This is a genomic window from Candidatus Lokiarchaeum ossiferum (assembly GCA_025839675.1).
GTDB classification, from domain to species: Archaea; Asgardarchaeota; Lokiarchaeia; order Sigyniarchaeales; family Promethearchaeaceae; genus Lokiarchaeum; species Lokiarchaeum ossiferum.
Map to the genome: position 1 here is coordinate 4372465 of CP104013.1, position 13106 is coordinate 4385570.

Sequence of the window (13106 nt, forward strand, 5' to 3'; positions counted from 1 at the left end):
GGATGTAATCTGATGCAAACAGAAATTAAAGTAAAATCTAAAACTAATTTGGGTCTCCGTCAGAAGATTCGAAAATCTATCCTATTTCTATGGTTAGTAGTGATGCCTATTACTTTCAATCTATTTTCCCCTATCTTGATTATTATGGCGGGATTTGAGGCAACAATTAACATGAGTATTATTATATTTGCTATTTGGTTTCTATCCTCATTAATCTTTGGCCGTGCATATTGTGCTTATGGATGTCAATGGGGGGCTTTACAGGAAATTTTTGGGGAAACAATGAAGAAAAAATTGGATCCAAATAAAAAAACAAGAAATCGGAAAGTGAAATTTCCAGTTTTTATCATTTGGATTGTGGTTGTATTTTTGGGACCCATTTTAGCTGGAGGTTATTTTAATGGAATTAATTTCTTTTATCCAAATGTCGCTGAACAAAATCAATGGTGGTCATTTGACGGAAGGGCTCCAAGTTCTTTGATTTTTTACTTCGGAATTCAAATTTCAGTGATATTAATCTTTGTTTTAATACCTGGAAATCGTGGTCTATGCGCCTATGGATGTCCGATGGGAGTTCTTGGGATTCTTGGCACAAAAATTAAAAATTTCTTCAAGTGGCCGAGCCTACATTTGGAGTCTGATTCGAGTAAATGCATAAAATGTAAGAAATGTTCCAAAGAATGTCCAATGTCGATAGATGTTCATACTCTTATCCAATCGGAAAATATAGAGGATATGGAATGTATTTTGTGTGGGAGTTGTGTTGATGTTTGTTCTCACGATGTGATTAAATTTGCTTGGAAGTGGAAAAAATAATTTTTTTTAGCTCGTTTATTCGCTGGAATTTACATTAACGATTAATCTTTTAGAAGAATCGAAAGCGGACACGATTATACCCATTAAGGAAAATTCTAAAAAAATTTAACTACTTCAATCTCCTTGAATATCGCTCCATATCTCTGGATATTTGAAAAAAATTTGCTTTTGAATGGCGGAGAATTTGCTTTTAAAAAGAATGAAATATGTTGTATTATAGATATAATAAATAAGAATATAATAAGAGTAAGCCTAAATTCTCTTGATCCATGGTAAAATGATATTACATCAAGAAAATTCTACAATTGGAATTTGATTAGCAGCAGTTTCTAAATACAATCTATTTTTGTTCTCTATATTCCTGTCAACTAGGATTAATTCAATATTTTTATTTTTAATTACATTAAGAATATTTTTGGAATGTGCTGTATTTCCCAAAAAAATTGTTTTAAATTGTGGGTTATAAGCATTCTTAATTGATTCTGTATATAAATGCAAATGAGATTGATTTTTTTCATCCAATTTGATAGTATTCAGTGTCTTTCTTATTTTTGGAAAATGTATTGAATCTTTCTTGACAATTAATATATTTCGGTCAAGATTTTTTCTCCTTTTATTTTTTTTGAGCCTATATTTTAAGATTTTCATATTTAAATTGCTTTCGCTTGCTTTCTTATTTTTTTGACTGGATTTCATAATATCACCATTAAATTAATTAAAAAAAGATGGGAGTATAATCATTGGGTAGAAAATCCAAGCTATTGGCAGTTTATTGCGAAGAATTATCTTTTTTAGTTTTAAATATATATACATTCAAACTAATTAGGGTTATACTAATGAATACCATAGTGATAATCCTTACTGGTAAACTAACTCCTACAATCCCTGTAATTCCAAAAAGAACGAAAAGAGATAAAAATCCAGACATAAGACTTAAAGAAAATAGTGCCAATTTTACGGATTCTTCCTTCTTCATATGAAATGAAACAGGGTACCCGGAATACGCTCTAACTGAAAAATTCTGAATATTGCGCACCTCCATTTTTTTTTACTATATTATGAAAGAAAATATTCATATTTATATGTTTCCATAATTTGGATTAGTCTTTTGTATGGACACATTTAAATTATTGTTTCACGTCTATTTAAATAGTGGCAATTATGAGCTCAAAATCTTTATTTCTCAATGATATTATTAAATATTCGATCCTCTTTTTGATTTTCCAAAGAGGAAATAAATGCAATGCAAAACAAATTCAAGATATTTTGGGTTTTAAAAAGCAAACGACATATAATTATCTCAAGGAATTAATTAATTCTGGTGATTTAATCGTTTCGTCACACTCTCACGAAACTAAAAAGCACATTAACGTATCTTATTATCAAGTGTCTAATCCTTCCAAATTTTTCGAATTTAAGCAAATTGAAGCCCTTAAAAACATGATCGACCACCAACAGAATGATGAACTTAGTAATATCGATCCTGATAAAATTAAGCAAGAATTCCGCCGATTTATGTTATTTAAGATTGCAAAAAATCTGAAATTTAATCACTATCTCCAGTTGGTAGAAAATCAAGATTTTATTGAAGAAATTATGCAGAATCGAGACAAATTACCTTCAAAACAAGAAATTGACAATTTATTTTCTGAATAAATAGGGAAAAAAAACAAAAGGAATTTAATCATCAGAGTAGATTTCTTTATATTCTTTAATTTGGCCTTCAGTTAAGTTTTTTTCATCTTTCTTATCAAATTTGAACTTAGTGAGTTGAATCCCAAGAGCGAAGACGATTGCTGACAATCCACTAAGAACCCATCCAAAAATGTTTTCATTGGTTAAGGATAACAAAAATGTTCCGATCAGGGGAGAGATAATTTGGGAAAAGCTATCCAAAGACGAAGTTAATCCGTTAATTTTCCCTTGATTTTTGTGATCAACTACTCGCGATGCGAATCCCATCAAGATTCCTCGCGCCGAAGCTCCACAAAAACTTATGAAAAATACTGTCAAAGTAAGTTGCCAAGTAGTTCTCACCAAAGTTAGAAGGAAGAACGCAATTATATAGCCTCCCATTCCCATCAAGGCGGTCCATGTATCTCCAAATTTTTTCCGTATTCGATTAAAAAACAAAGATCGGTAGAAAATTTGAAAGACTCCCATTAAGGTATAGATGAGGCCAATATTTTTTTCATTTAGCCCCAACCTCAAAAATCCAAAAACGCTTAGCGTACTTTGGAACATGGTGGCTCCAATTACTAAAAGGCCATAAACCAAAAGTATATACATTGCTTGTTTATTTTGTAGGATTGAGGAAGATCCACCTTTTTCCATTTTTTTTGATTGTTTCACTTGCCAATCTGCTAAAGTACCTGTTTTTAAGGGAAGTGTTTCTTTAAAATATACTGCTGTAAAGATAATTGTTATTAGGGATAATGTACTGGCGAGTAATCCGGGGCCAATAATTCCAAAATCTGACAATAAGGCCCCTGTTCCCGGTCCAATCAATGATGCTAACGTAAAGGCGATTCCAATATTCGTCATTTGTTTTGATCTTTCTTTTGGGGGCACTACATCTCCTATGACGGCTTTTGAGATGGGAAATTGTCCTCCAAAAATACCATCTACAATCCTCGCAATAAAGAGCATAGTGATATTCTGGGAAAACGCCAAAATTAGAAATCCGATGAAAGTTCCTAATTGAGAAATTAGTAGCAACTTTTTTCGCCCGAATTTATCACTTAAGGATCCTAAAATTGGTCCGCAAATGAATCCAAAAATGGCATTTGAGCTCAATAGAAGTCCAACTATTAATGGACTGCTGTTGTACTCGTTTACAAAGAATGGTAGAAACGGAAGAATGATGCTGAATCCAAGAATATCAACAAAAACTGCAATCCACAAAGGTGTTAATCGAGGATATTGGAGATTTAGTTTTTTCATATCTACGACAAAATTTGTATTCCTATAAAAAATTGAGCTATGAAGAAATAATTTCTTGCCCAAAAAAACGAATAAATTATTACTATACTATGATCCAAAAATTAATGCTAATAAAGCTGCAAGTTGGGCCATTTTTAATAGAAAACTGGCGTTTTTTTGATTGCTGGGATTTATTTTATCTTTTATTAATAATCCATTAGCAGTAATAACAATACCATCTTGTATAATTATGAATATAAGAAACCAAATTGACAGATCATAGAGAAAATACATGAGATTGAAGCTAAAAATCCCCAACAATGAGAACACAATTGTAAAGATCGTTGCACTTGTATAACCCATTGTGTTTGCAATAGTTTTCACGCCAAATTTTTGGTCGCCAGCAACATCCTGCATTCCTTTGACAAATTCTCTGGAAGTTAATAACACGGCCGCCCCTAACATTGTATACCAGATTATTCCCGGAACATTTGAGAATGGTTGAAGAAATAATGATGCAAATGGAAATCCGACAGCACTGGCAATTCCAACCATGATGTTCCCGGGTAATCCCGATGCTTTTGCTTTCCAAGAGTATACAAATCCTACTCCTTCGAAAAATAACACGATAAGGGGGATCCAAATCCCATTAACTGTAATTGCTCCAATGACTCCTGCTAAGACCAATGCAATTCCATTTAGAAGTGCATAATATCGTAGTGCCATTTTTTTGGAGATCTCACCCCTAGGAAGTGGACGATTAGGACGATTCACCAGATCTGCTTCAATATCAAAGTAATCATTTATAGTGTTAGTTCCTCCTGCGACTGTAAAGAAGATAATAAATCCCAAGATTGTCATGATCAGATTTTTAGGAGTGATCAGAAAAGTCCAAAAGGATTTTTCTTCATGGGAAATCATTAGCCCGATCACAACCGAAATTCCACCAAAAATCGCATTAATTGGACGTAAAATTTCAATTCTCGTTTTAAATTTCATCGGTCTACAAAACTATTTTGCTGATGAACAAAATAAATCATTTTGTTTTGATGGTGCGGGGTGAAAACAGATTACTAACATATTTAAAGCTAAAATCCAATTTTCTTCCATATCAGTGTTAAAAATGCGGTAAACCAAAATGGAAAATAGCAAGATGACCGAACTATCTGAATTTAAAAAAAAATTTCAAAATCATCAAATCTCCGATGAAGGTGTGGAAATACCTCTTATTTTAGAAGGTCAATATCGGCGTGCTTATGATATATTAACTGATGCTTATAATGCTGGGCTCTATGCTGGAATTGTGGGTCCAGTCGGATCCGGAAAAACTGCTCTCTGTCGGAAATTTGCCGAGGATCAAAAGCTTGGCTTTTCTTGGGTTACATTTTCCGATTTAATTCGCCCAAGTTCATTGATAGGTACATTTGATCCAACATTAGTATTCAAGTTGGGATATAGTGTGGATTCCTTTATCCCTGGACCTTTCACCTTAGCTAGCATTGAAGGTAATATTTTCTTTGCAAATGAAGTAAATCGTGGTGAAGAGTATGTTTTGAACACATTGCTTGATGCGTTGGAAGAAAAGCGCCTCTATATACCACAATTAAAGACTTGGGTATCCTTAGATGATCAGTTTTATTTTATTGCTTCAATGAATCCAAGTGACCTTCGCGGGACACGCGTATTACCCGAAGCATTTAAGGATCGGATACGGGTCTGGATCACCCTCGATTATCCTACCAAAGACGTTGAAAAAAAAATCATTCGAATGAATTGTCCTGAATTGAGTTTACGAGAACAAGATATTGATAAAATTATTGAAATTGTGGCTCAAACACGTCAATCTCCTTTGATAACTAAGCCAGCCTCCATTCGAACTTCTATTAGTTTTGCGAAATTGCTTGGACAAAGATGCAGTCGGTTAAATGTTGAACCTTCTTTAGATCTCTTTGTGGATATTGGTCGTTTAGTTTTAAATCAAAATTTAGAATCTAGTCCCGGAATTACTGTTGAAAAGATTGTTGATGAGATAATTTCAGCTGTTTTTTGTTAAACATCTAGGAATTTAGATATGCAAAAATTGGATAAATAAAAATGTTTGGAATCGCTCTTGATCTTGAAGAATTTATCTCTACTTTTATCCGTCGGATGCGGCAACATGAGAAAATTCGAAGTCCTCCGAGTATTCGTCAAGGGATTGCTCTTTTTAAACTTCTAAATTCTCGTTTCCATCGATCTCCTCCCCTAAACATGCAAGATCTTTTGGAAGCAGCTATTATCACCACTTATTACTTGGATCAACATATAGCTTCTGAAATTGCCCAAGATATCATCATCAGCACTTTGAACGAACGCATTGCAGATTCTCGGGAATTCCGAAGCTATGGAACATACGAAAATTTACTTACCTTAGGCAATTTTGGGGCGGATTATTTGAAAGATATCAGGGTCTTGGATAAATTAATGAAGGCGGATCCTTCTGTCTTCCAAGATACTTCCAAGTTCTTAGATGAAATCTATGATGCCATAAAACAAGACTTAAGTCTTCAAGATCTACAATTTCTCGAAAAACGTGATAAATTAGAAGAAAATCTTGGTGATATTACTGATCCTGAACTTTCCATGTATGCTAATAAACTTCTTGGGAATGATAATCAATGGAAATCCCAGTTGGGTGAAATAATGCAAGATTTATCGAAAGATCTGCAGAAAATATTTAAGAATTTAAATGAATTGGGTGTTTCTAACGATGAAATTGAACAAATGAAGCAAGAATTTTGTATGGACGATAAAGATGGTAACTCACAATTCAAAAATTCTTCCGATTCTCGAGATTTTTCAGATTCTCATTCCGACTCTCTCACTCAACAGATATCAGATTCGATCGCCTCCAATTCTTTATCGCAGGATTCATCACGCTCTGAACTTGATCCAGATCAAATGGATCCTATGAATTTTTCTCAATTAAAAGAACTGATGGAAAAAAGCACAAAAATACCTCCACAGTCTTCCTGGGATTCCACAAAATTTAAACAAGCTCTTGAAGAGATAAGATCAGCTGCGAAAGATCTATTGCAGCAAAGTACGACACAAGAACAATTTTTCGAACAATTACAAGAAATGATGGAAAATTTGGTTCCTTGTGATATTCAAGATATTCAGGACATTGCCAATAATTTAGGGGTGGATCCATCTCACCTCGATACAATACTTAATCAACCCTTGAATAATTTGCATGATCTAATTGAAAAAAATTTAGGAAATATGGGGCAATTTTCCAATATGATTCAACAATTGGGTCCAGATTCAAATATGAGCCGTGATTTGATTCAAAAAGGTATAGAATTTCAAAATTCCGAATTTCTGGGCTCTATGGCTCAATTCTCGCTAGAAGAAACTGCCAATGCTGTAGCCAAGAAAAATAGTGATAGGTTGAATGCCTTGTTTTTACAGGGGCTTCGAAAAGCTTCTGGGGATAACCTCCTTCATTCGTGGTTTTTTCATCAATCCAAACTGTCTACCTCCATACGTGTGCTAATTAAACAATTTCTTCAACAACTCATTATTGATAAAGCCTGTTTTGTTGTAAAACATCAAATGGGGAAGTTGAAACATGGTTTGATGTTCTCATCTCAAGATTTGCGATATTATCGTCCTGGAGATCCCATTTCTCAAGTCGATTTGGAGGCAACCTTTGAACATTTATTAGATCAAGGGAAAAATCTCTCCACATTGAATCAAAATGATATCCTATGTCGGAAAGAAGGAGGAAGCTCAGTGAAATGTTTTCTTATTCTCGATAAATCTGGTTCTATGGAAGGAACGAAATTAAAACTCGCAACCTATTCAACCGCGGTGTTATCTTCTTTTCTCAAACGGGAAGATTTTTCAATAGTTCTCTTCGATAGCGATGCTTATAAATTCAAAACCTTCACTTCGCATGTAGATCTCGATACAATCGTAAGTTCCTTATTGGATCTTTCGGCTGAAGGTGGGACTCAGATCGAACAAACTCTAAACTATGTTGCTCAAGAATGTGCAAAATGCCCCGCGAATCAAAAATTTCTCATCTTTCTTTTTTCGGATTTGGCTGTCTATGAACAACCTGCCGAACTAAAGACCATTCTAAATCAAATGCAAAAATATCAAATTGATATTCATTTATTTCATCCTGAAAATCCCAATAAACTAATTTTGCAATGTTTAGAATCCATTTTACCCGTCTATGTTCATCACATTACTTCATTAAGCCAGATCCCTCAAATTTTAACTCGAGCTTTTCATACGGCTTTAAAATAAATGCCATCAATTAAGATGATGCGTATTTTGTGATTTAAACCATGAAAAAAGCCTTCGTGTGTTTCTATCACATCAATGTAGCTGTAAGAAATCTTTTTTAATCCATGATCCCATAAATGGTTATAAAAAAAGTGATTTATTGTGAAACTTAAAGTAAATTTTGCTCGAATTGGTGCCCTTTTGTTGATTATCAGTTTTACTGGTAATGTTTTGGGTTCATTGGTCCAATTTGAACCCGCCTCTTTTAATGTAATTCCTCGATCGAGCCAAAGTGTTCCGATAATTGCTGATCATACGATTGTTGATCAAGTTCGGTTAGATCTTATCGCTGATGTTGATATCATTAACGCTAAAAATTCTCTTCACATTGCTTACGGCCACACTTCGCATGGGAGTCAAGTTACAGAGGGAATGGCTCCACTTTCTGCTTTTAAAGAAGCCAATGGAGGGACCGAGGGTTTATATGATTGGCATGATGGACCGGAAACGGGATCCTTAGATTTGGATGATTACTTCATGAGTGGTGATCTGGGCCATAACGGTGATCTTGCTTGGGCCACTTCAACACGTACATATCTTGATAACAGTGCAAATTCTGATGTCAATGTAGTAATGTGGTCATGGTGTGGAGGGGTGTCTGATAACACCGAAGAAGGCATTAATATTTATCTCAATGAGATGAATACCTTGGAATCCGAATATCCTGATGTGCAATTTGTTTATATGACCGGTCATGCCTCTTCCTCCGGCACTGGGGAGTTGGGAAACACTCATATTCGAAATCAACAAATTCGCGATTATTGTGTTACAAATAATAAGATCTTGTTTGATTTTTATGATATCGAATGTTACAATCCTTCGGGAGACTACTTTGGCAATAAAAATGTAACAGATGCTTGCTCTTATGATAGTGATGAAAATGGTAGTTTGGATGGGAATTGGGCAACAGAATGGCAAGAACAACATACTGAAGATGTAGACTGGTATTCCTGTGGGGCCGCTCATAGTGTTGCATTAAATGCCAATATGAAAGCTTATGCTGCGTGGTGGATGTTTGCTGTTATTGCAGGTGCCGATATTAACACAGCAACAACTAATACGGATTCCAGTAGTTCCAGTTCTACTTCATCTAACACAGATCCAAGTTCTACAACAACAGGGGAATTTTTAGGGATGAGTTATAACACTCTAATCGGGGCTGGATTTGGTTTAGGATTTGTTGCAATTGTTGTTACCTTAGGTATTGTTATTAAAAAACAAATGTAATTTTTTTTTTAGTTCTACTTATCGCTGACACTGAGAGGTTTTTCATTCTCTTGGGAACAAAATTGCTCTCACTGGGGCAGCTTCCACATTTTCCAAGGCTAAAGGGAAACAGCTTAACCAATATTTTCCTGGTTTTACTTCATGCAGATTTATTCCTTCTAAGATCAAAATATTTGCCTTTAAGAGAAGCTTATGAATTGGAAATGCGATATTACCAAATTGTTCAATTGATAAGTAATCAATCCCAAGAAGTTGGAATTTTTTTTTGACACAAAATTCTGCTGCTTCTTCAGAAAGATATGTATAAGTTTCATAAAATTCTTCCCTCAATAATAAATTTTTTCGGGAATTTCGGGTTTTAAATAAAATTCCTTGACATTCCGAATCATCCAAGTTTTCAATTGCTTTGCGTTGGATAGATTCCTCATTCGAAATTTCAATCACACAAATTGGAATATGAAAACGATCTACTGAAAAATCTTGACTCATCAATCCATTTTTAATAAAATGTCGTGGAAAATCAATATGGGTGCCAGAATGAACGCTCATATGTATTTTGGATAGATTATAGGCGCATTTGTCTGATATTTCAGCATCTTTTTCTGAGTGAAAAGGTGTATCGCCGGGATAATGGATCATGGATTTTTTAAGAGGGATACTAATATCAATGAGTGAATGAGGGTCCATAGGGAAAAAAGGATGAGAAGGCTTAAGAAAATTGTTTAAATATTAAATGCGGTTGTTGCATTCTTGTCATAGTTTTCCGGCTTTTTTTTTCGAATTTTCAGTCCATTCGTTAAAATTTTCATCTAACGTTACTAAAAAATCAGAAACCGTTGATTTATTCACCAAAAGATATTCCCCTTCAATAGTAAATCCAAATTCAAATGCCCAGTCCACAATTTTACGGTTAAATTCTAGTCCAGACATATTTAATCCTTCCTGTAACCTATCTAATCGTAACTTAGTTGAAACCTGCAATGTTTTTTTTAACCGATCAATTCGTTCTTTCTGGATTATTTCAGTGAGAGTCCTAAGTTTTTGCCCTAATAATTCTTGATTCTCAGTATCCTGTTCCAGCAATTTTCCAAAAAGATCTTTCGCTTCTTCATAATTATGTTGAGCTTCGAAAAGTTCCCCTAAATTGAACACATACTCGAAATCATTTGGATCAGTTTCAATGGCCTTGGTAAAACTTCGTTCCGCCTCTTCCAATTCTTTTATTTCTTTTTGGATAAGTCCCAAATTATTCCAAGCATGGGCGTTTTTGGGGTTGAGCACTATTGCTTGCTGTAAATAACGATTTGCTTTCTCCCACTTCTGCAGCTGGATATAAAGAGCACCCAAGTTTTGTAGAGTTACATCATCATTTGGTCGTATTTCATCCGCTTTAACTAGTAAGCTTTCACAAGGAAACCATTGTTCTTCCGCAAAATAAATCGAAGCCAATTGAATCATCAAATCCGTATCATTCGGCTCTTTTTCTAACGCCTTTTTATATTTAATTTTTGCTTCTCCAAAATCTCCCATTGAGTAGAGGTAGTTGGCTGTTTTTTTCAACGATATTGCTTTTTTTTGCTTTCGAAACATAATATAACAACATTCTAACTTTTTTTGCACTCTTCTAATTAATTCTTACATAGTCTACCCCTTAATTAATTTATCTTGTTTGTGTTTAGATGTAAATCTCTATAGGCACCAAATAGAATTTTTCTATTCATCAGTTTATGCAATATTTTTTTAATTGATCGCAGGAATGAAATATGACACAATGTTTTTATAAAAAAACAACTCTAGTTGGAAGGAGTTGCTATGAAACGAATTCGAATTATTATGCTCTCATTTTTCATTATGATGGGATCCAGTTTATTTCTCAACCAAAATTCATCTGATACGATTGAACCTCAAAGTATCGATTATAATTTAGCTCCTATCAGTCAAGCGGAACCTATTATCGCGGATCACACTATTATAAATACCACTCGATTTGATCAAATTCCTGAATCAATTATTAATCAAACTAAGGATGCCCTTCATATTGCCTATGGGCATACTTCCCATGGATCGCAAGTTACAGAAGGGATGTCTCCTCTTTCTGCTTTTAAAGAAGCCAATGGGGGGACTGAGGGTTTATATGATTGGCATGATGGACCCGAAGCTGGATCTTTAGATTTGGACGATTACTTTATGAGTGGTGATCTGGGTCATAATGGTGATCTTGCTTGGGCCGCTTCAACACGTACATATCTTGATAACAGTGCAAATTCTGATGTTAATGTCGTAATGTGGTCGTGGTGTGGAGGGGTGTCTGATAACACCGAAGAAGGAATTAATATTTATCTTAATGAAATGAATTCTTTAGAATCAGAATATCCTGGAGTCAAATTTGTTTATATGACTGGTCATGCCTCTTCCTCCGGTACTGGGGAGTTGGGAAATACTCATATTCGAAATCAACAGATTCGCGATTATTGCGTTACTAATAGCAAAATATTGTTTGATTTCTATGATATTGAATGTTATGATCCTGATGGAAATGAGTATTTTACAAGAAATGTTACTGATGGCTGTTATTATGATGGTGATGGTGATGGTTCATATGATTCTACCTCTAACTGGGCTACCGAGTGGCAAGATTCACATACGCAAGACGTGGATTGGTATTCTTGCGGTTCAGCTCATAGTCAACCTCTCAACGCGAATATGAAGGCTTATGCTGCTTGGTGGATGTTCTGTCGCATAGCGGGATGGGATGGTTCGTTTTCTAGTTCGACCGAACCTTCTATCTCAGATGAAATTGGAGGTTTCATAGAATATTCTTCTTCTGTTCCATCTTTCACTTGGGATGTAACTAATTTCTTACCTTCACAATATGAAATTTTCATCAATGATAGTGGACAAGGATTGAATATCTCCAGTGATGCATCAATCACCTACAATTTTACTGGATACTCTCTTGGCACATATAATATTACATTGAAAGTTTTCAATTCCTCAGGAGATTGGATCCAAGATGATTTGTCTTTGACTATCCAAGATATGACAGCCCCTATCTTAGAACAACCTTTACAAAATATTATTGCGGGGTTAGATGAAAATCCTATTCCTCTTGCTTGGGACATATTTGATTTGCTTGGAGATTATTATATTCTTTCATTGAATAGTGTTGTTGAGGTGGAAGCTGTTTGGGATGGTGAAGATCTCTCCTATTCGTTAACGAATCCTGGGATTGGGGAATATAATGTCTCACTTTTCTTGAATGATACTAGTGGTAATTCGGTGATATTTTCCCAAATTCTCTATATTTCCGATAGTCCACAAATTTTATCCCACGAAAATTGTTCATTTGAACAAGGTAGTGAAAATAACTTCATAAATTGGACCTGCTATGATTCAAATCCTGCTTTTTATCAATTTTATGTAAATAGTGTGAGTCAAGGAATTTTTGCATGGGATGGGGCGGAAATTAACTTTGCATTTGATGGATATGCAATAGGAGTTTACAATTTGACATTGTGGGTGAACGATACAGAGGGCAATTGGGATCAAGAAACCATTTTTATAACAGTTGTAGCCCAGACAACAACCACAACAGATTCAACAACTACAACAGAAACGTCATCTACTAGTGACACGTCCACGACGACAAGTGATCTGCCACCTTCATCTGAAACAAGTGGGGGATTTCTAGGAATTAGCACAAATACTCTAGTTGGAGCGGGATTTGGTGCCGGTTTTCTGGGGGTGGTTGTGGTCATGGCAGTAGTAATTAAAAAACAACGATAGTTATCTTCCTCACAAAT

General features: G+C 34.8%; 12 protein-coding genes. 6 read left to right on the forward strand and 6 right to left on the reverse strand.

The genetic code is table 11. From position 1 onward, the window contains the following. Positions 1-12: 12 nt before the first annotated feature. Positions 13-816 carry a 4Fe-4S binding protein gene (locus NEF87_RS18715; RefSeq protein ID WP_457917016.1) on the forward strand — a complete coding sequence of 268 codons (804 nt, stop codon included), beginning with the start codon at positions 13-15 and terminating at the stop codon, positions 814-816. A 288-nt stretch (positions 817-1104) separates the two neighbouring features. Here the strand turns inward: NEF87_RS18715 and NEF87_RS18720 are convergent, their stop codons facing one another. Both NEF87_RS18720 and NEF87_RS18725 read right to left on the reverse strand, forming a co-directional pair. Beyond that, on the reverse strand, positions 1105-1464 hold the full coding sequence (locus NEF87_RS18720; RefSeq protein WP_457917017.1) for a hypothetical protein: 360 nt from the start codon (positions 1462-1464) through the stop codon (positions 1105-1107). Between the two features lie 121 nt (positions 1465-1585). Beyond that, on the reverse strand, positions 1586-1858 hold the full coding sequence (locus NEF87_RS18725; protein WP_457917018.1) for a hypothetical protein: 273 nt from the start codon (positions 1856-1858) through the stop codon (positions 1586-1588). 119 nt (positions 1859-1977) lie between these two features. Between NEF87_RS18725 and NEF87_RS18730 the strand changes: the two genes are divergently transcribed. Beyond that, positions 1978-2472 (forward strand): hypothetical protein, encoded by a 495-nt coding sequence (locus NEF87_RS18730; protein ID WP_457917019.1) that lies wholly within the window; start codon positions 1978-1980, stop codon positions 2470-2472. A gap of 24 nt (positions 2473-2496) precedes the next feature. Here the strand turns inward: NEF87_RS18730 and NEF87_RS18735 are convergent, their stop codons facing one another. Further along, positions 2497-3759 carry an MFS transporter gene (locus tag NEF87_RS18735; protein WP_457917020.1) on the reverse strand — a complete coding sequence of 421 codons (1263 nt, stop codon included), beginning with the start codon at positions 3757-3759 and terminating at the stop codon, positions 2497-2499. An 87-nt stretch (positions 3760-3846) separates the two neighbouring features. After that, on the reverse strand, positions 3847-4737 hold the full coding sequence (locus tag NEF87_RS18740) for a UbiA family prenyltransferase (RefSeq protein WP_457917021.1): 891 nt from the start codon (positions 4735-4737) through the stop codon (positions 3847-3849). 139 nt (positions 4738-4876) lie between these two features. Here NEF87_RS18740 and NEF87_RS18745 point away from each other — a divergent pair, with 139 nt between their 5' ends. The 3 genes from NEF87_RS18745 (at position 4877) to NEF87_RS18755 (ending at position 9303) form a co-directional block, all read left to right on the forward strand. Continuing rightward, on the forward strand, positions 4877-5791 hold the full coding sequence (locus NEF87_RS18745) for an AAA family ATPase (RefSeq protein ID WP_457917022.1): 915 nt from the start codon (positions 4877-4879) through the stop codon (positions 5789-5791). 41 nt (positions 5792-5832) lie between these two features. Continuing rightward, the gene (locus NEF87_RS18750; RefSeq protein ID WP_457917023.1) at positions 5833-8037 is read left to right on the forward strand and encodes a vWA domain-containing protein; all 2205 of its coding nucleotides are present in this window, start codon (positions 5833-5835) and stop codon (positions 8035-8037) included. Between the two features lie 141 nt (positions 8038-8178). After that, entirely contained in the window at positions 8179-9303 is a 1125-nt protein-coding gene (locus NEF87_RS18755) for a hypothetical protein (protein ID WP_457917024.1), read from the forward strand. A 42-nt stretch (positions 9304-9345) separates the two neighbouring features. Here NEF87_RS18755 and NEF87_RS18760 read toward each other — a convergent pair whose 3' ends face one another. Then, positions 9346-9990 carry a cyclase family protein gene (locus tag NEF87_RS18760; protein ID WP_457917025.1) on the reverse strand — a complete coding sequence of 215 codons (645 nt, stop codon included), beginning with the start codon at positions 9988-9990 and terminating at the stop codon, positions 9346-9348. A gap of 66 nt (positions 9991-10056) precedes the next feature. Next, positions 10057-10893 carry a tetratricopeptide repeat protein gene (locus NEF87_RS18765; RefSeq protein ID WP_457917026.1) on the reverse strand — a complete coding sequence of 279 codons (837 nt, stop codon included), beginning with the start codon at positions 10891-10893 and terminating at the stop codon, positions 10057-10059. Between the two features lie 222 nt (positions 10894-11115). Here NEF87_RS18765 and NEF87_RS18770 point away from each other — a divergent pair, with 222 nt between their 5' ends. Next, entirely contained in the window at positions 11116-13089 is a 1974-nt protein-coding gene (locus tag NEF87_RS18770; RefSeq protein ID WP_457917027.1) for a hypothetical protein, read from the forward strand. Positions 13090-13106 lie beyond the last annotated feature (17 nt).

Coding starts and splice junctions, on each gene's coding strand:
- NEF87_RS18735 (WP_457917020.1), bottom strand. CDS start 3,759: ATGAAAAAACTAAATCTCCAATATCCTCGATTAACACCTTTGTGGATT.
- NEF87_RS18760 (WP_457917025.1), bottom strand. CDS start 9,990: ATGGACCCTCATTCACTCATTGATATTAGTATCCCTCTTAAAAAATCC.
- NEF87_RS18725 (WP_457917018.1), bottom strand. CDS start 1,858: ATGGAGGTGCGCAATATTCAGAATTTTTCAGTTAGAGCGTATTCCGGG.
- NEF87_RS18750 (WP_457917023.1), top strand. CDS start 5,833: ATGTTTGGAATCGCTCTTGATCTTGAAGAATTTATCTCTACTTTTATC.
- NEF87_RS18745 (WP_457917022.1), top strand. CDS start 4,877: ATGGAAAATAGCAAGATGACCGAACTATCTGAATTTAAAAAAAAATTT.
- NEF87_RS18720 (WP_457917017.1), bottom strand. CDS start 1,464: ATGAAAATCTTAAAATATAGGCTCAAAAAAAATAAAAGGAGAAAAAAT.
- NEF87_RS18765 (WP_457917026.1), bottom strand. CDS start 10,893: ATGTTTCGAAAGCAAAAAAAAGCAATATCGTTGAAAAAAACAGCCAAC.
- NEF87_RS18715 (WP_457917016.1), top strand. CDS start 13: ATGCAAACAGAAATTAAAGTAAAATCTAAAACTAATTTGGGTCTCCGT.
- NEF87_RS18730 (WP_457917019.1), top strand. CDS start 1,978: ATGAGCTCAAAATCTTTATTTCTCAATGATATTATTAAATATTCGATC.
- NEF87_RS18740 (WP_457917021.1), bottom strand. CDS start 4,737: ATGAAATTTAAAACGAGAATTGAAATTTTACGTCCAATTAATGCGATT.
- NEF87_RS18770 (WP_457917027.1), top strand. CDS start 11,116: ATGAAACGAATTCGAATTATTATGCTCTCATTTTTCATTATGATGGGA.